Consider the following 16,029-nt stretch of genomic DNA (forward strand, 5'->3'; position numbering starts at 1 on the left):
CGCGCGCCCGAACCGCCCGCGCCCGCGACGCCCTGTGGCTGCCTCGGGGCTCGTGGGAGGGCCGCCGCGTCGGCTCCGTCGACTGCGTGTGGAGGGGGCTTCCACGGCGCGATATGGTTCGTTAGCCTATCTAACTATCAACGCCATCTGCGAGCGTGGCTTGCGCGACGGCCCGCTCCCTCGACCGCTCCTGGAGAGGCCGCCTCGCGGCGCGATATGGTTCGTTAGCCTATCTAACGATTGCCGCCGTCTGCGAGCATGACGCGTGCGACCGCCCGCTCCTTGGACCTCGCCTGGAGGGGCCGCCGCGTGGGGCGATATGGTTCGTTAGTCTAACTATCAACGCTGTCTGCGAGCGTGACGTGTGCGACCGGCTGATCCCTCAGCCAGGTGCGCTGCCGCCGCACGAAGACGCGCGTGGAGCGCACGATGGCCGGCGCGAGCTCCGCGGCCGGCAGGCCACCTTCCAGGTGCTCCCGCACCTCGCGGTAGCCCACCGAGCCCATCGCCCGCGCGCCGCCGTAGCCGCGCGCCAGGAGCGAGCGGACCTCGTCCACCCAGCCCTGCTCCAGCCACCCGGAGACGCGCGCCTCGATGCGGCGGTCGAGCTCGGCGCGGTCCCGGTGCACCGCGAGCAGGCGCGCGGCGTGGCGGCGCTCCCGGAAGCCGTGCTCGGCGTGCCACGCGCTCTGCGTCCGGCCCGAGCGCTCGTAAATCTCCAGCGCCCGGCTCACGCGCACGAGATCGTTCGGCGCGAGGCGCGCCGCGCTCGCCGGATCCACCTCGGCCAGGCGCGCGTGGAGGGCAGCGCGCCCCTCGGCCTCGGCGATCGCGCGGTGGCGCGCCCGCACCTCGGGGTCGGCGGGCGGCGCCGGCGACAGGCCAAAGAGCAGCGCCTTCACCCACAGGAACGTGCCGCCGCAGACGATGGGCACCCGGCCCCGGCCGCGGATATCGCCGATCGCCGCCTCCGCGAGCTCCGCGAAGCGCTGGGCGTCGATCGGCTCCAGCGGATCGGCCGCGTCGATCAGGTGGTGCGGCGCGCGCGCCCGCTCGGCGGGCGTCGGCTTGCCGGAGCCGAGGTCGAATTCCCGGTAGATCTGCACGCTGTCGGCGCTCACCACCTCGCCGCCGAAGCGCTCCGCGAGCCGGATCGCGAGCTCGGTCTTGCCGCTCGCCGTCGGGCCGACCACGACGAGCAGCTCGCCCGGCGACGGCGGCGCGATCGTCTCCCACGACGGCGGCGCGGCGGCCGCGCACGGCGGCGCATCGGCCGCGCACGGCGGCGCATCGGCCGCGCACGGCGGCGCATCGGCCGCGCACGGCGGCGCGGCGGCCGCGCTCGCCTCCGGGGCGAGCCCGCGCTCGGCCTCGATCACCGCCGCCCCACGCGGTGCTCCAGCTCCGGCCAGCCGACGCGCATCACGATCGGCCGGCCGTGCGGGCAATGGCCGGCGAAATCCACCTCGTCGAGCGCCGCGAGCAGCGCGCGCGCCTCGTCCGGCGCCACCGGGTCGCCGGCGCGCAGCGAGCCGTGGCAGGCCATCGTCGCCAGCGCGAGGTCCACCGCGCCCGAGAAGGCGCGCTCGCCCGAGTGGCTCAGCTCGTCCACGAGGTCGCGCACGAGGCGCTCGGGGGCCGCGCGGCGGAGCAGCGTCGGCACCGCGTGCACCGCGAGCTGCGCCGCGCCCGCCGGGCGGACGTCGAGCCCGAGCCGCGCGATCGCCTCCTGCGCCTCCTCGACCAGCGACACCTCCGCGGGCGCCGCCGGGACCAGCACCGGGAAGAGCAGCTTCTGCGTCGCGACGTCGCGCCCGTCATACGCCGCGCGCAGCCGGTGGAACGTCACGCGCTCCGCCGCCGCGTGCTGGTCGAGGAAGTAGATCCCGTCCGGGCCCTCGCACACGAAGTAGGTGTTGCGCACCTGCGCGAGGAAGCGCAGCGATTTCCAGGCGAGGACGCGCTCGGCCGCGGCGAGCACGGACGCGCTGCCGGTCGGGTACGGCACGTTCGCCGGCGCGCCCGGCACGTTCGCCAGCCCGCCCGGCACGTTCGCCGGCTCGTCTGGCGCGATCCCCGGAGCGCCCGGCGCGATCGCCGGCTCGACCGCCCCGCCGCGCCGCTCGGCGAGCGCGATGTCGTCCCACACCCCGAGCTGCGCCGGCGCGCCCGCGCCGCTCGCGGCGGACCCGGGGCGCGCGGCCTCCGGGCGCCCCGGCGGGATCCCGACGAGGTCGCCGCCGAGGCCCCACGGGTCGGCCGGCGGCTCCCGGCGCTCGCTCGGCGCGCCCGCCGCGGGTGGGCCCGCCGCCGCGGGCGGGCCCGCCGCGGGCGCCCCCGCGGAGGGGCCGCTCGACCATACCCAGGCGTCTCCGGGCGGCGAGGCCGCGTCCTCGAAGAGCTTGCCCTTGCGGCCCTGGAAGCCGCCAGGGGCCGGCGCGGGCAGGCCGAACGCCGCGGCCACCTGCGCGGCGACGATCTTGTAGAGCGCGTCGGCGACGGCGCGGCCGTCGGCGAAGCGGACCTCGGCCTTCTGCGGGTGGACGTTCACGTCCACGAGCTCGGGAGGAAGATCGATGAACACCGCGCCGATGGGATACCGGCCCGGCTCGAGCACGCTGCCGTAAGCGAGCGCGATCGAGCGCGCCAGCGACCGGTCGCGCACGTGCCGCCCGTTCACGAACATCCACAGCCAGCCGGCGCCCGAGCGGGCGCGCTCCGGCCGCGACACGAACGCCTCGACCGTGAGCGGCCCCCGCTGCCCGGCGCACGTCGCGAGCTCCTCGCCCGCGAGCATCGCGCGCACCCGCTCCGCGCGGCTCGCGGCGCGCAGCCACTCCCGCGCGACGCGCCCGTCGCGCGAGAGCACCACCGTCACGCCCGGCTCGCCGAGCGCGACCGCCTGCGCGATCTCGGTCACGTGCGCCGACTCGGTCCCGACGGCGCGCAGGAACTTGCGCCGCGCGGGGACGTTGTAGAAGAGGTCGCGCACCTCGACCACGGTGCCGGCGGCGCACCCGCAGGGGACCACCTGCGCGGCGCCGCCGCCCTCGATCCGGATCTCCGTCCCCTCCGACTCGCCGTCGCGCCGCGTGCGCAGCGAGAAGCGGCTCACCGAGGCGATGCTCGGGAGCGCCTCGCCGCGGAAGCCGAAGCTCTGGATGCAGCGGAGGTCGTCGATCCGCGCGATCTTGCTCGTCGCGTGGCGCAGCACCGCGAGCGACGCGTCCTCGCGGCTCATCCCGCACCCGTCGTCCGCGATGCGCACCAGGCCGACGCCGCCCCCCTCGATGTCGACGCGGATGCGGCGCGCGCCCGCGTCGAGCGCGTTCTCGACCAGCTCCTTGACCACGCTCGCCGGCCGCTCGACCACCTCGCCGGCCGCGATCTGGTTGGCGAGGTCGTCCGGCAGGACGGCGACCCTTCGCGCCTCGGGCTGGGCGGGCTTCGATCGAGGATCCGCGCCGGCGATCCTCTCCGCGGAGCTCATGGCTCTTCGCCGGGGTCGACCGTCGTCCGGGCGACCGCCTGAAAGTAGAGCTTGGTGCGCTCCCGCGTCAGCGCGAGCGCCGCGGAGCCGAGGATGGCAAGCTCGAAGATCACGAAGCGCACCCGCTCGGCGGTCCACCAGAGGTCCGGGTTCGTGAGGCCGGCGCGCTCGGGGACGTCCGGCGGCAGGAGCGCCCCCGCCTGCGCCACCATGTCGATCCACGCGCCGCGGACGCCCCGGGTGAGCGCGTAATCGACCGCGGCGAAGGCCAGGTTGGCGAAGAGGACCTGGAGCACGAAGCCGCGCGTGCCGGGCCGCCCGCCGAGCGCCAGGCCGCTCGCGACGACGAGCAGCCCGCCGAGGAGCACCTTGCCGATGCTGAGCGGGAAGGAGACGTCCTGGTGCAGGCTGAGGGCGCGCGCCTGGGCCGCCTCGAGCACCAGGTACGTGAACTGGAATGGCTCCCCCTGGTCGCGTGCTTGCTGGGCGACGGCCATCACGTCGGGGGCCATGCCGCCGCGCAGGTACATGGCCGTCCCGCACCCCGCCATGAAGCCGCGCACGCCGATGAGCCAGGTGAGCAGCATGGTGGCCACCAGGTACCAGGGGCGCAGCGAGCGCGGGCGCGGGGGGCGGTGCGAGTCCACGTGGAGGCTGGCGTGTAGCACGTTCTCCGAGCCCGCGCGCTCTCTTCCATACCTGCTTACCTGCGGATCGCGGAGCGGGTAGCCTCGGATCGCGAGGTGCCTGCGCGCCGGCGCAGGTGGCGCGGTGCGGCGGGCCTGTACTAGAACTTCGAGGACGAGGTCCTGGTGGCGAAGAGCAAGAGCGAGCCGCGAACGAAGCGAACGAAGGGGACCGGTGCGCCGCAGCCCGCGGGGGCCGCGGAGGCGGGCCCGCTGCCCGAGCCGGAGGACGAAGGCGCGGACCGGAGCGCGGGCACGGACGAGGTCGCGGGCGCGGCCCCCCGGCCCGCCGCGAAGCGCCGCGCGCGCTCCGCGGCGAAGAACGCCGGCGGCGCGCGCGCCGAGGCGCAGCCCGCGGCCAGCGACGACGACGGCGCGCGCGACGACGAGGACGAGGGAGACGCCCCGCCCGAGAGCGGCGCCGCGCCGGCCGGCGACGTCGATGAGGGCGACGTCGTGGAGGTCGTCGGCGAGGTCATCGACGACGCGAGCCTCGATGTGAACGACATCGAGCTCCCGCGCGCCGCGCGCGCAGGCGCCGCCGGCGAGGGGCGCGGCGGCGACGCGGCGCTGTCGCGCACGGACCCGCTGCAGGCCTACCTGCGCGAGGTGCAGCGCCACCCGCTGCTCACGGCGGACGAGGAGAAGGAGCTGACGATCAAGTACTCGAAGACGCAGGACGTCGCGACCGCCGCGCGGCTCGTGACGGCGAACCTGCGGCTCGTGGTCAAGCTCGCGTACGAGTACCGGCGCGCCTACAAGAACATCATGGACCTCATCCAGGAGGGGAACATCGGCCTGATGCAGGCCGTGAAGCGCTACGACCCGTACCGCGGCGTGAAGCTCTCCTCGTACGCGGCGTGGTGGATCCGCGCGTACATCCTGCGCTTCATCCTCAACAACTGGCGCCTCGTGAAGCTCGGCACGACGCAGGCGCAGCGGAAGCTCTTCTTCAACCTCAACAAGGAGAAGGCGAAGCTCTCGGCGATGGGCATCGAGCCGACGGCGGCGGAGATCGCGAAGCGCCTCTCGGTCGAGGAGAAGGAGGTGGTCGACATGGACCGCCGCCTCGCGAGCGGCGAGGCGTCGCTCGACGCCCCGGTCGGCGATCTCGAGGGCCGGACGATCCCGCGCGTCGAGCTGCTCGTCTCGTCGGGGGCGAGCCCGGACAGCGCGTTCGAGGCGAGCGAGATGGGGATGCTCGTCCACGACCGGCTCTCGAAGTTCCGCGAGACGCTGAAGGGCAAGGACGTGATCATCTTCGACAAGCGCATGGCCGCGGAGGATCCGCTCACGCTCCAGGAGCTCGGCAACGAGTTCGGCATCTCGCGCGAGCGCGTGCGCCAGCTCGAGGCGCGGCTCCAGTCGAAGCTGCGGACGTACCTGCAAGAGGAGCTCGGCGACGCCGTCGAAGCGGACTAGGCCTTGTCGACCGTCGGCGAGCAGGGCGGGGCGAGCGATCGCGGGTGCCTCTACGTGGTGGCGACGCCGATCGGCAACCTCGGCGACATCACGCTGCGCGCGGTCGAGACGCTGCGCGCGGCGGACCGGATCCTCGCCGAGGACACGCGGCGCGCCCGCGCGCTGCTCGGCCACCTCGGCGTCTCGGGCAAGCCGGTCGACCGCTTCGACGCGCACGCCTCCGAGGCGGACGCCGCGCGGGCGGCCGCGCGGCTCGCGGCGGGCGAGTCGATCGCCTTCATGACCGACGCCGGCACGCCGGTCGTGAGCGATCCGGGGACGGCGCTCGTGCGCGCGGCCAAGGACGCCGGGGCGCGCGTCGTGGCGATCCCCGGGCCGAGCGCGGTGATGGCCGCGGTGAGCGCGTCGGGGCTCGTGACCGGGGGCTTCCGCTTCGTGGGGTTCTTGCCCCGCGGCGGGCGCGAGCGGCGCGAGGCGCTGGCCCTCGTCACGTCGACGCCGGAGGCGGTGGTGCTGTTCGAGTCGCCGCGGCGCTTCCGCGAGACGCTGGCCGAGCTGGCCGAGCGCATGCGCGGCCGCCGCGCGGTCGTCGCGCGCGAGCTGACGAAGGTGCACGAGGAGATCCTGGGCGGCACCGTGGAGGAGCTCGCGGCGCTCGAGCGGGAGTGGCTCGGCGAGATCACGCTGGTGCTCGCGCCCGCCGAGCCGGCCGCGGAGGGCGCGCGCCCGAGCGACGAGGAGCTCGACGCGCGCATCGACCGCGAGCTCGCCCAGGGGAGGCGGGCGAAGCACATCGCCGAGGAGCTGTCGGTCGAGCTCGGGCTCCCGCGGCGCGAGCTCTACGCGCGGGCGGTGGCGCGGCGGGGCTCGCCGCGCGAGTAGGGCGGGCGGCGCGCCGTCAGGTGTGCCGCCCCTGCCCCCGCGCCTTGAGGGCGTCGACCACGCGCTTCACGTCCTGCGCCCGGTCGCGCGGCACGATCAGGAGCGCGTCGTCGGTCTCGACCACCACGAGGTCCTCCACGCCGACGAGCGCGATCACCCGGCGATCGTCCGGCGCGCCGCCGGACCGCGCGCGCAGATCGACCACGTGGTTGCCCTGCGCGTCGACGAGCACCGACCCCGCGGGCGCGCTGTTGCCGCGCTCGTCCTTCTCGGCGAGCTCCCAGGCGCTCTGCCAGCTGCCGACGTCGCTCCAGCCGAAATCGCCGGGCACCACCGCGAGCCCGGCGACGTGCTCCATCACGCCGTGATCGACGCTCACGGCCGGCAGCCGCGGGAACACCCGCAGCACCGCCTCGGCCTCGGCGCCCTGCGCGGCGGCGCGGTCGATCTCGTCGAGCCCCTCGGCGAGCGCCGGCAGGTGGGCGCGGATCGCCGCCCGCATGTCGCCCGCGCGGAAGATGAACATCCCCGCGTTCCAGAGGAAGCGGCCGCTCGCCACGAACTCCTCGGCGCGCTCGCGGCTCGGCTTCTCGACGAAGCGCAGCACTTTGCAGGGCGCCGCGGGCGCCGCGCTCCCGGCGCCGTCCGCGCCGTCCGCCTCGATGTAGCCGAAGCCCGTCTCCGCGTGCGTCGGGCGGATGCCGATGGTCGTGATCGCGCCGCCCCGGGCCGAGGCGACGGCGGCCTCCAGCACCTCGAGGAACCGCGGCACGTCGGCGATGTGATGATCGCTCGGGAGCACGACCACGACCGCCTCGGGATCCTCGCGCGCGATGGTCGCCGCCGCCCAGCCGATGCACGGCGCCGTGTTGCGCGGCGCGGGCTCGACGAGCAGGCGCCGCTCGGAGACGTCGGGCAGCGCGGCCCGCGTGGGCGAAAGGAGGTGCTGGCCGGTCGCGATCCAGATGCGCTCCCAGCCGGCGCCTCCGCACAGCGGGAGCACCCGGCGCGCCGTCGCGGTGATGAGCGGCTCGCCGCCGAGCAGCGGCAGGAGCTGCTTCGGGCGCGCCGCGCGCGACGCCGGCCAGAAGCGCGTGCCCGCGCCGCCGGCGAGGATCAGGACATGGACGGGGGTCTCGGTCGAGCTCATGGGCGAACGTCGAGGGTTACACGCCGGAGGGTACCGCAGGGACGCGGCGCCGGGGCAGGGGGCCGCTCAGGTGGGGCCCGGCAGCGCGTACGCGTAAGCCACCATCGCGAGGCCGAGCGGGACGACCCACAGCGCGAGCGCGCCGGTGCGCCGCCGCTCGGCGAGCGCGCGGAGCGCGGCGGCCGCCGCGAGGGCGCTCAGGAAGGCGGCGAGCAGGCTCAGCGCCGCGGCGCCCGCCCCGGGCGGCGGGGCGCGGAGCGCGGGCGCCTCCGCGAGCGCCGCGGCGGCGAGCGCGGGGATGCTCAGCGCGAGCGCGAGCTCGACGGCGCGCGCGGGCCGGACGCCGAGCCAGAGCAGGAGCACGAGCGCCGCCCCGACGCGCGACCCGCCCGGCAGCGCCGCGGCCCCGTGCGCCGCGCCGACCGCGAGCATCCCGACGAGCGACGGCGCGTCGGTCGCGTCGCGCCCGTCGCGCCGCGGCGCGATCGCGGTGCTCGCGAGCGTCGCGCCGGTCGCGAGCAGGCCGAGCCCCACCGCGAGCGGATCCTGCCCCCACCGCGCGACGTACGGCCGGAGCGCCGCCGCGACGATCAGGCTCGCGGCGGCGCCCAGCGCGAGCAGCGCCGCGTCGCGCGCCGGCGGCGACGCCCGGAAGAGCGACGGCCGCCCGAGCGCGCGGGCGCCCTCGCCGAGCGCGCGGAGGAGCCGCCGCCGCGCCGCGACCGCGAGCGCCGCGGCCGCCGCGAGCGCTTGCGCGGCGGCGGCCCAACCATCGCCGTCGGCCGCGCGGAGCCAGAGCCGCGCCGCCGCGGCGTGCCCCGTGGCCGAGATGGGCAGCGCCTGCGCCGCCCCGTCCACGGCCGCGAGCACCGCCACGTCCACGAGACCCACGTCCGACCGATACCCCAGCGCGGCGCGTCCTGTCGATCCCGACCAGCGGCTCCGCGAGCCGCCTCCTCCGGCGCGGCCCGAGCCGACGCGCGAGGGAGCGGGCTCAGCGCGCGCTCGCTCCCGGGTCTGCTGGCTTGCCGCGCTTCATCTTTTCACCTACATACCGCCCCTGATCTGGCGCTCTCTCGCCCGGAGCGAGGGAGGGCGAGCCGAGCGAGGTTCCGTCCGATGTTGATGGCATATGCCAGCGTTGCCGCGTTCTTCCTGGTGGCGATCGGCTTCGTCCTCGGCTCTCTGCTGTTCGGGAAGCTGCTGCGCCCGAGCAACCCGTACCCCGAGAAGGTCGAGACGTACGAGTGCGGGGAGGCGCCCGTCGGGCCCGCGTGGTTCAACTTCAACCCGCGTTTTTACATCATCGCGCTCGTCTACATCGTCTTCGACGTCGAGATCGCCTTCATCTACCCGGTCGCGGCGGTGTTCAAGCGCTGGGTCGACCAGGGCAGCGGCCTCTTCGCGCTGATCGAGATCTTCCTCTTCGTGACCATCCTGATGCTCGGCTTCGCCTACGTCTGGGCGAAGGGCGATCTCGACTGGATCCGCGCCATCAAGGGCGATCCGCGCGGGGCCCAGAACGTGAGCAGCCGGTCTCGGGCGCGCGCGCCGATCGCGGGCGCGGCGGGCGAGGGCGCGCCGGTCGCGGCGGCCGCGGCCGCCGACGGAGGTGCGGAGTCATGACATCGAACCTGAACCTGATGGCCCCGCCCCGCGGGTGGGAGGCGAAGTACGAGAGCGACGGCGGCGGCGTCATCACGACGAGCGTCGACCAGACGGTGAACTGGCTGCTCAACTGGGGCCGGTCGAACAGCGTCTGGTACATGCTCTTCGGCCTGGCCTGCTGCGCCATCGAGCTCATGCAGACCGGCGGCCCCCGCGGCGACCTCGAGCGTTTCGGCGCGGCCCCGCGGCCGAGCCCCCGCTCGAGCGATCTCTTCATCATCGCGGGGACGCTGACGTACAAGATGGCGACCCGGGTGAAGCGCCTCTATGACCAGATGTCGGAGCCCCGCTACGTCATCTCGATGGGCAGCTGCTCGAACTGCGGCGGCCTCTTCCAGTACGCCTACTCGGTCTGCAAGGGCGTGGATCAGATCATCCCCGTCGACGTCTACGTGCCCGGCTGCCCCCCGCGCCCCGAGGCGCTCCTCGAAGGGCTCCTGAAGATCCAGGAGAAGATCAAGAGCGAGCGGGCCCTCGGCCGCCGCGGCGCGCAGGGCGGCTGAGCCGCCCTATCGTGCTCGTCTCCATGCTCGTCCCGCGATCCCGCACCCCATGACACCCGAAGAGATCTTCCAGGCGCTCCAGGCGAAGCTCGGCGAAGACGCGGTCTTCGACCTCCACCCCGTGTCCGCGAAGGATCGCGACGCCTGGTTCCAGGTCGCGCCGGAGAAGATCCAGGCCGTGGGCCAGCACCTGCGCGAGGCGCCGGAGCTCGATTTCGATTACCTGGAGTGCATCACCGGGGTCGACTACCCCGATCTCAAGAAGATCGTGGTCGTCTATCACATCTATTCGTACGCGAAGAAGCACCGGGTCGTCCTCAAGGCGTTCCTCGACCGGGAGGGCCCGGCGATGCCGACGCTCGTCGACGTGTGGTCGGCCGCGAACTGGCAGGAGCGCGAGTGCTTCGACCTGCTCGGCGTGCGCTTCGAGGGGCACCCGGACCTCCGGCGCCTGCTCCTGCCCGACGACTGGGAGGGGCACCCGCTCCGCAAGGACTGGCAGGAGAAGGCCGAGTACCACGGCATCCCGACGCAGCGGCCGAACCCCGTCGAGCTCTTCAAGATCAAGCTGCCGAAGAAGGAGTCGGAGGCGACATGAGCCAGGTCATCTTCAGCGTCGACCGCGGGGGCGCCGGCCCGGGGAGCGACCTCGACGACGAGATGACCCTCAACATGGGGCCTCACCACCCGTCGACCCACGGGGTGCTCCGCTTCGTCATCTCGACGGACGGCGAGATCATCCGCAAGGCGGTGCCGGACGTCGGCTACCTGCACCGGAGCATCGAGAAGATCGGCGAGCGCTGCACCTACAGCGGCTTCATGCCTTATACCGACCGCGTCGATTATGTCGCCGCGATGTTCGCCAACGAGGCCTGGGCGAGCGCCTGCGAGAAGCTGATGGGCATCGAGGTGCCGAAGCGGGCGCAGTACCTGCGCGTCATCTCCTGCGAGCTCAACCGGATCGGCAGCCACATGATCGCGCTCGGCGCGATGGCCATGGACGTCGGCGCGGTCACCCCCTTCCCGTGGGCGCTGCGCGAGCGCGAGCACGTCAACGATTTCATCGAGGAGCTGTGCGGCGCGCGGCTCACCTTCAACTACCACCGCATCGGCGGCGTCTCGTTCGACATGCCGAAGGGGTGGGCCGACAAGGTGAGGCGGTGGCTCGACCGCTTCGAGCCGATCATGGTCGAGTTCGACCGGCTCATCAGCCTGAACGACATCTTCATCAAGCGGCTCGCCAACGTCGCCGTGGTGACGGCCGAGGAGGCGAAGGACTGGGGGCTCGTCGGCCCCAACCTGCGCGCGTCCGGCGTGCGATGGGATCTCCGCAAGGAAGACGGCTATTCGGTGTACCCGGAGCTCGAGTTCGACGTGCCGGTGGGCCGCGGGCGCTACGGGACGGTGGGGGACTGCTGGGACCGGTTCTACGTGCGGGTCGAGGAGTGCCGCGAGTCGGCGAAGATCCTCCGCCAGGCGCTCGACAAGATCGACGAGCACCCGGAGGACGACATCCTGGGCAAGCTGCCCAAGAAGATGAGGCCCGACGGCGAGGCCTACGCGCGCATCGAGAGCGCCCGCGGCGACATGGGGTGTTACGTGATCGGGCGGGGCGCCGAGGAGGCGTACCGGGCGCGGTTCCGGACCGGGAGCTTCACCGCGATGGCGATGATCGAGGCCAAGAGCCCGGGGCTATTCTTGGCCGATCTCGTGGCGCTCATCGCCAGCTTCGACGTCGTGGCGCCCGAGATCGACCGGTAGCGGGCGAGCGGGGAGCCTCAGGGCTCCTCGCCGCCGGTATCCGAGCCGAACAGCTCCGGACACTTCTCGTCGACGGCCTCGCACTCCGGAGGCAGCTTGAAGGACTCGAGGTCCGACTCGCACGTGAGCGCCTTGATCATCTCGAACTGGCTGTCCGTGCAGGCCTTGAACTCGGCGACCGTGGCGGCGCACCCCGCGAAGTCCTCCGCGGTGCACAACTCCTCTTCCGCAGGCTCGTCGGGCTCGGCGATGCACTGTTCCTTGGCGGTCTCGCAGTCGAGGCCGGAGTCGGGCGTGGCGGCGGCGATCAGGCCGACGAGCTCGCACGCGTCCTCCTTCGTGACGTCCGCGGCCGACGCGGCGACCGCGTCGCACACCGCCTGCGCCTCCTCGTCCGTCAGGTCGCCGAGCTGCTTGTCGTCGAGGTCGCCCCCGGTCTCGCCGCCGTTGCCGCCGGTGCCGTCCGTGCCGCCGTTGCCGCCGGTGCCGTCCGTGCCGCCGTCGCCGCCGGTGCCGGTGCCGCTGGTGCTGCTGGTGCCGCCGGGGCCCGACGTGCCCTCCTCGCCATCATCGCCGCACGCCACGAGCGCGAGCCCCACCATCAGCATCCCAAGAACCTTCATCCGTGTCATCGAGCGCTCCATCATCGAGAATGTTCACCTGAGAGTCCGCGCGGCGCTGGAGGACGGCTCCGTCGAAGGAAGCGAACGGGCTGAATCGTCGACCCGGCAGGCGCGCGGCGCGTGAACATACTACGACCCCGATCGATTTTTCCTTCCCCGTCGGAAAAAAAGACAGCGCCCTCCGGCGCCGGCATCGCCGCGCGCGGCCGAGGCGCTCTCCGTCTCCCTCCGCGCCGCGCGTCCCGGCGTCCGTCACGTCGCGCGCGCGCGTCTCCGCGGGCGTGAGGGAGCCCCCGGCGTCGCCGCCGGTTCCACGCTGCGGCCCGCGTCCCGCTGCGCGGCCACGCGCTTCGGCGCCACGCGGCGCCAGGCCCCCACGAGCAGCTCCTCCAGGAGCGCCGGGTCGACGCGACGGAGCTCCACCCGCGTCCAGCCCTGGTGTCCCCACGGCGTCACCGAGAAGACGTCGGGCTGCGCCCGCACCAGGCTGTCCTGCTCCTCCAGCGACAGCTTCAGGACCGCATGCTCCTGCGCCACCCAGTGGGTCGCGAAGATCTTCCCCCGCACGCGGAACGACGGCTTGCCGAAGTGGTCCTGCACCTCGGCCTCGGGCAGCGACAGGGCGAGCGTTCGAAGTTCGTCGGAAGAGACCACGGCGATGCACCTCGGCAAGGGGGGATGGGTCGCGCTCGTGAAGGTATCTCAGGCCCGCGCCGCCTCGAAGATCCGGTAGAAGCTCGGCGTCTCGCGCACGCCCTTCACGGAGAGCCCGGCGGCCTCGAGCAGCGCGCGGTACTCGGCCTCGGTGCGCTCGCGCCCTCCCGTGTTCACGAGCATGTTGATGTCGCTGAACGTGAGGACCCACTCGAGCGCCGCGTTCCCGCGCTGGGCGGGGGCGGGCGGCTCCACGACGAGCAGGCGCGCCGCGCCGTCCATCGCCTCGCGGCACTTGCCCAGGATCGTGAGGCTCCGGGCGTCGTCCCAGTCGTGGATCACGCTCTTGAGCACGTAGACGTCGGCGGCCGGCGGCGCCGCGTCGAAGCAGCTCCCCGCGACGAAGGAGGCGCGGGCGGCGACGCCGCGCGACGCGAACAGCTGGAGCGCCCCCTCGCGCGCGTGCTCGAGATCGAAGACGACCCCCTCCACGCCGGGGTGGGCCTCCAGGATCGCGCAGAGCAGCGCGCCGTAGCCGCCGCCCACGTCGACCACCCGGCGCGCGCCGCGCAGATCGGCGGCCCCGACGATGCCGGGCGCGACCCCGCGGGTGAGCTCCACCATCGCCTGGTGGAAGATGGCGGCGGCGGCCGGGTCGCGCCCCATCTCGTCGAAGTGCTCGGTCCCGGACGGCGTCGCCGCGCCTCCGGCGCCCCACGCCATCCGGCCGGTGCGGACGCAGTCGGTCAAGCGGCCCCAGGCCTTCCACACGCCCGCCCCGCCCATGAGCCGGGACCACGCGCGCCGCGAGCTCGGGGAGCTCGTCTCGAGGCATCGCCCCATCTCGGTGAGCTCGAAGCGGTCCCCGCGGGGGGCGAGCAGATCGAGCGTGACGAGGGCCCGGAGCAGGCGCTCCGTCGCGTCGGGGTGCGTGCCGAGCCGCGCCGCGACCGCGCCGCTCGGGAGCGGCCCGTCGGCGAGGACGTCGGCGACGCCGAGCTCCGCGGCCGCGTGGATGACCTGCGGCACCCAGAGGCTCATGATCATCTGGTTGAGGCGGACGGCAGGGGGCAGATTCGTGGGAGACGCGCTCGACATGGTGTTCGCTCCTTCGGGGCCTACCTTGGGGAGCGCGACGCCGGGGGTATTGTAAAGATTTTACCTCGCCCCCTGCCGGGCCGCCGATCGCGAATCTGCCGTGCCGAACCGTCGCGAGCCACCGCCGTCGTCGGGAGCTCGGGGGGTGACGACGGATCGCACATCTCCGAAGCCATTGATATGCGTGCACAGGACGGATCCCGGCCGGTAAGCCCTGCACCTCGGCGGCGGCGTTCCTCGATGTACAGACTCGCCAGGATCTGGACGGTAAGGAAATACTCTGAACAAGGCCGCTCCGCTCGTCCGCCTGGCTCCTTCCTGATACGCTATCCTCGTGTTTCCTGCGCCTCTACCGATCGACGTCTTCATCTCGCATGCAGCCGCGAACGAGAAGCAGAAGGACGTGCTCAGAAAGCACCTGTCGGCCCTGAAGCGCGAAGGGAAAGTCCGCACCTGGCATACCGGGCGCGTCGGGGTCGGCAGCGATCGGGAGGCCGAGCTCGCGGCTCGCCTCGACGCGGCTCACCTCATCGTCCTTCTCGTCAGCGTTGATTATCTCGCCGCCGACGCGCAGTGGCGAGAGATGGAACGGGCGCTCGGGCGCCACAACGCCGGGCGGGCGCGGGTCATCCCCATCCTCCTCGACGCGTGCGACTGGGAGGGTACGCCGTTCTCCGCCCTGGCGCCGCTGCCCCCCAACCGCGTCCCCGTGATGTCGTGGAAGCGCGAGAGCGAGGCGTGGACCTCCGTGACGCTCGCGATCCGGGCCGCCATCGCCGACTGCGCGCACAGGAGCGCCGCGCCGACCCTGATGGACACGAGCGAACCGGCTCACGCGGCACGCACGGAGAGGACACTCGACACGTCCCCCGGCGCTGCGACCCTGCCCGCGGCTGGGACCGGCGGCGCCCCGCCCGCACGACAGCGCGGCAGCTCCAGGGCCTCGACGGCGGCTCGCGCGCTGATTGCCATCCTCGCGCTCGGCCCGGTCGCGGCGCTCGCGCTCTTCATCGAGCGATTCACCACGGCAGGTCAGCCGGCAGGCGCGGCGACGGCGGACGCGGGGCCGGCAGACGCGGGACCGACGGCGCGACCGCGGATCCCGCCGCCGAGGACCGTGACCGTCGGCGAGCCGGAGCCGCGGCCGCCGCGCAGGCCCTAGCGACACGGCGTGCGCGGCGAGGGATCACGGGCTCATGCCGGAGAGCTCGATCAGCGCGGCGCGGGCCTTGGTCGGGGTCGTCCCGGTGAACTGCTTCACGTCCCGCGCGAGGTGCGCCTGGTCGTAGTAGCCGAACCGCTGCGCGAGCTCGGCCCAGGTCCCGGAGGCGCCTGCCTTGAGGTGCTGCACCAGGCGCTCGAAGCGCACGAGGCGGGCGAGGAGCTTGGGGGGGACGCCGACGTGCTCGCGGAACAGGTCGATCACGTGCTTCTGGCTGTAGCCGAGCTCGCGCGCGAGCGCCCGCATGTCGACCGCGCCCCCGCGCTCCTCGATCCGCCGGAGCGCCCACGGCACCACGCCGAGCGCGTGCCGCGCCTCGTCGACGCGCTCGCCGAGCGCGCGCTCGATCAGGTCGAAGCGCGCGTCCCAGGTGGGGAGCTCCTCGAGGCGCTCGGCCAGGTGGGCGTGCTTCCTCGGCAGGAGATCGCGCGCGGAGATCACGCGCCCGGTGAGCTCCGCCATCGGTACGCCGAAGAGGAGCCGCGCCCCGATGGGGGTGAGGTTCACCTGGATCCCGCGCTGGAGGCCGTCGTGCTCGGTGACCGTGAAGCTGTCGTCGAGCCCCGCGACGAAGCCGCCCGGGTACGACGCGTGGCGGCGATCGCTCCCGGCGTCGAACACGCGAAGCGGCGGCCCGAACTCGATGATGACGACGACCTGCGGCATCGGGAACTCGGCCCGCCGCAGCGGCCCAGGCGTCTCCTCCGTGTAACCGCAGTAGTCGCGGAGGTAGGGGCGGAGGCGCGGCGCCGGGGGCCGGGTCGCCATCTCCCAGCGGCTCTCACCGGACGTGCCGCGCGCGATCCGCGCGCGCTGAGCCAGCGCTTGCATCGAGGGGCAAGGCTACCCCTCGGCGCGGGCGCGATCCAG

At 73.8% G+C, this 16,029-nt stretch carries 16 protein-coding genes; 7 read left to right on the forward strand and 9 right to left on the reverse strand.

All coding sequences use genetic code 11. The annotated features are described in order from the left end of the window. Positions 1 to 332: 332 nt before the first annotated feature. From miaA to WMF33_RS48930, 3 genes are read right to left on the reverse strand one after another with little or no spacing between them, the layout of a single operon-like run. Positions 333 to 1,379, reverse strand: a complete 1,047-nt coding sequence (miaA, locus tag WMF33_RS48920; RefSeq protein WP_437335001.1) for a tRNA (adenosine(37)-N6)-dimethylallyltransferase MiaA — start codon at positions 1,377 to 1,379, stop codon at positions 333 to 335. Continuing rightward, on the reverse strand, positions 1,376 to 3,490 hold the full coding sequence (mutL, locus tag WMF33_RS48925; protein WP_437335002.1) for a DNA mismatch repair endonuclease MutL: 2,115 nt from the start codon (positions 3,488 to 3,490) through the stop codon (positions 1,376 to 1,378). Before mutL ends, miaA begins: the two co-directional genes overlap by 4 nt. Further along, positions 3,487 to 4,077, reverse strand: coding sequence for a hypothetical protein (locus tag WMF33_RS48930; protein ID WP_437335003.1), 591 nt, complete (start codon positions 4,075 to 4,077; stop codon positions 3,487 to 3,489). The genes mutL and WMF33_RS48930 overlap by 4 nt, the downstream gene beginning before the upstream one ends. A 225-nt stretch (positions 4,078 to 4,302) precedes the next feature. On the opposite strand from WMF33_RS48930, the gene WMF33_RS48935 reads away from it, so the two are divergent. Continuing rightward, complete coding sequence (locus WMF33_RS48935) at positions 4,303 to 5,598, forward strand: RNA polymerase factor sigma-32 (RefSeq protein ID WP_437335004.1); 1,296 nt, start codon at positions 4,303 to 4,305, stop codon at positions 5,596 to 5,598. A gap of 3 nt (positions 5,599 to 5,601) precedes the next feature. Continuing rightward, the gene (gene rsmI / locus WMF33_RS48940; protein WP_437335005.1) at positions 5,602 to 6,480 is read left to right on the forward strand and encodes a 16S rRNA (cytidine(1402)-2'-O)-methyltransferase; all 879 of its coding nucleotides are present in this window, start codon (positions 5,602 to 5,604) and stop codon (positions 6,478 to 6,480) included. A gap of 16 nt (positions 6,481 to 6,496) precedes the next feature. Here rsmI and WMF33_RS48945 read toward each other — a convergent pair whose 3' ends face one another. Then, on the reverse strand, positions 6,497 to 7,630 hold the full coding sequence (locus WMF33_RS48945; RefSeq protein ID WP_437335006.1) for a mannose-1-phosphate guanylyltransferase: 1,134 nt from the start codon (positions 7,628 to 7,630) through the stop codon (positions 6,497 to 6,499). A gap of 66 nt (positions 7,631 to 7,696) precedes the next feature. Then, entirely contained in the window at positions 7,697 to 8,521 is an 825-nt protein-coding gene (locus WMF33_RS48950) for an undecaprenyl-diphosphate phosphatase (protein WP_437335007.1), read from the reverse strand. Between the two features lie 228 nt (positions 8,522 to 8,749). Here WMF33_RS48950 and WMF33_RS48955 point away from each other — a divergent pair, with 228 nt between their 5' ends. Genes WMF33_RS48955 through WMF33_RS48970 form a run of 4 tightly spaced genes read left to right on the forward strand, consistent with a single transcriptional unit; the run spans position 8,750 to position 11,562 of the window. Continuing rightward, complete coding sequence (locus tag WMF33_RS48955; protein ID WP_437335008.1) at positions 8,750 to 9,256, forward strand: NADH-quinone oxidoreductase subunit A; 507 nt, start codon at positions 8,750 to 8,752, stop codon at positions 9,254 to 9,256. Next, complete coding sequence (gene nuoB, locus WMF33_RS48960) at positions 9,253 to 9,801, forward strand: NADH-quinone oxidoreductase subunit NuoB (protein WP_437335009.1); 549 nt, start codon at positions 9,253 to 9,255, stop codon at positions 9,799 to 9,801. The genes WMF33_RS48955 and nuoB overlap by 4 nt, the downstream gene beginning before the upstream one ends. 49 nt (positions 9,802 to 9,850) lie before the next feature. Next, positions 9,851 to 10,399 carry an NADH-quinone oxidoreductase subunit C gene (locus tag WMF33_RS48965; RefSeq protein ID WP_437335010.1) on the forward strand — a complete coding sequence of 183 codons (549 nt, stop codon included), beginning with the start codon at positions 9,851 to 9,853 and terminating at the stop codon, positions 10,397 to 10,399. Then, positions 10,396 to 11,562: an NADH-quinone oxidoreductase subunit D gene (locus WMF33_RS48970; protein ID WP_061622403.1), complete on the forward strand. Its 1,167-nt coding sequence runs from the start codon at positions 10,396 to 10,398 to the stop codon at positions 11,560 to 11,562. Before WMF33_RS48965 ends, WMF33_RS48970 begins: the two co-directional genes overlap by 4 nt. 17 nt (positions 11,563 to 11,579) lie before the next feature. Here the strand turns inward: WMF33_RS48970 and WMF33_RS48975 are convergent, their stop codons facing one another. The 3 genes from WMF33_RS48975 to WMF33_RS48985 form a co-directional block, all read right to left on the reverse strand. Then, positions 11,580 to 12,194: a hypothetical protein gene (locus tag WMF33_RS48975; RefSeq protein ID WP_437335011.1), complete on the reverse strand. Its 615-nt coding sequence runs from the start codon at positions 12,192 to 12,194 to the stop codon at positions 11,580 to 11,582. 243 nt (positions 12,195 to 12,437) lie between these two features. Continuing rightward, positions 12,438 to 12,839, reverse strand: a complete 402-nt coding sequence (locus WMF33_RS48980; protein WP_437335012.1) for an MmcQ/YjbR family DNA-binding protein — start codon at positions 12,837 to 12,839, stop codon at positions 12,438 to 12,440. Between the two features lie 48 nt (positions 12,840 to 12,887). After that, positions 12,888 to 13,937 carry a methyltransferase gene (locus WMF33_RS48985; RefSeq protein WP_437335013.1) on the reverse strand — a complete coding sequence of 350 codons (1,050 nt, stop codon included), beginning with the start codon at positions 13,935 to 13,937 and terminating at the stop codon, positions 12,888 to 12,890. Positions 13,938 to 14,271: 334 nt separating this feature from the next. On the opposite strand from WMF33_RS48985, the gene WMF33_RS48990 reads away from it, so the two are divergent. Next, entirely contained in the window at positions 14,272 to 15,099 is an 828-nt protein-coding gene (locus tag WMF33_RS48990) for a toll/interleukin-1 receptor domain-containing protein (RefSeq protein WP_437335014.1), read from the forward strand. A gap of 24 nt (positions 15,100 to 15,123) precedes the next feature. Here the strand turns inward: WMF33_RS48990 and WMF33_RS48995 are convergent, their stop codons facing one another. Then, complete coding sequence (locus WMF33_RS48995) at positions 15,124 to 15,990, reverse strand: helix-turn-helix domain-containing protein (protein ID WP_437335015.1); 867 nt, start codon at positions 15,988 to 15,990, stop codon at positions 15,124 to 15,126. Positions 15,991 to 16,029: the final 39 nt, after the last annotated feature.

It is taken from the genome of Sorangium sp. So ce394 (assembly GCF_051474665.1).
Classification (GTDB): Bacteria; Myxococcota_A; Polyangia; order Polyangiales; family Polyangiaceae; genus Sorangium; species Sorangium cellulosum_D.

Bases quoted from the DNA above. Each gene is read 5' to 3' on its own strand.
- WMF33_RS48930 (WP_437335003.1), bottom strand. From the start codon at position 4,077: ATGCTGCTCACCTGGCTCATCGGCGTGCGCGGCTTCATGGCGGGGTGC.
- WMF33_RS48955 (WP_437335008.1), top strand. From the start codon at position 8,750: ATGTTGATGGCATATGCCAGCGTTGCCGCGTTCTTCCTGGTGGCGATC.
- WMF33_RS48970 (WP_061622403.1), top strand. From the start codon at position 10,396: ATGAGCCAGGTCATCTTCAGCGTCGACCGCGGGGGCGCCGGCCCGGGG.
- WMF33_RS48985 (WP_437335013.1), bottom strand. From the start codon at position 13,937: ATGTCGAGCGCGTCTCCCACGAATCTGCCCCCTGCCGTCCGCCTCAAC.
- nuoB (WP_437335009.1), top strand. From the start codon at position 9,253: ATGACATCGAACCTGAACCTGATGGCCCCGCCCCGCGGGTGGGAGGCG.
- WMF33_RS48995 (WP_437335015.1), bottom strand. From the start codon at position 15,990: ATGCAAGCGCTGGCTCAGCGCGCGCGGATCGCGCGCGGCACGTCCGGT.
- mutL (WP_437335002.1), bottom strand. From the start codon at position 3,490: ATGAGCTCCGCGGAGAGGATCGCCGGCGCGGATCCTCGATCGAAGCCC.
- WMF33_RS48945 (WP_437335006.1), bottom strand. From the start codon at position 7,630: ATGAGCTCGACCGAGACCCCCGTCCATGTCCTGATCCTCGCCGGCGGC.
- WMF33_RS48975 (WP_437335011.1), bottom strand. From the start codon at position 12,194: ATGACACGGATGAAGGTTCTTGGGATGCTGATGGTGGGGCTCGCGCTC.
- WMF33_RS48965 (WP_437335010.1), top strand. From the start codon at position 9,851: ATGACACCCGAAGAGATCTTCCAGGCGCTCCAGGCGAAGCTCGGCGAA.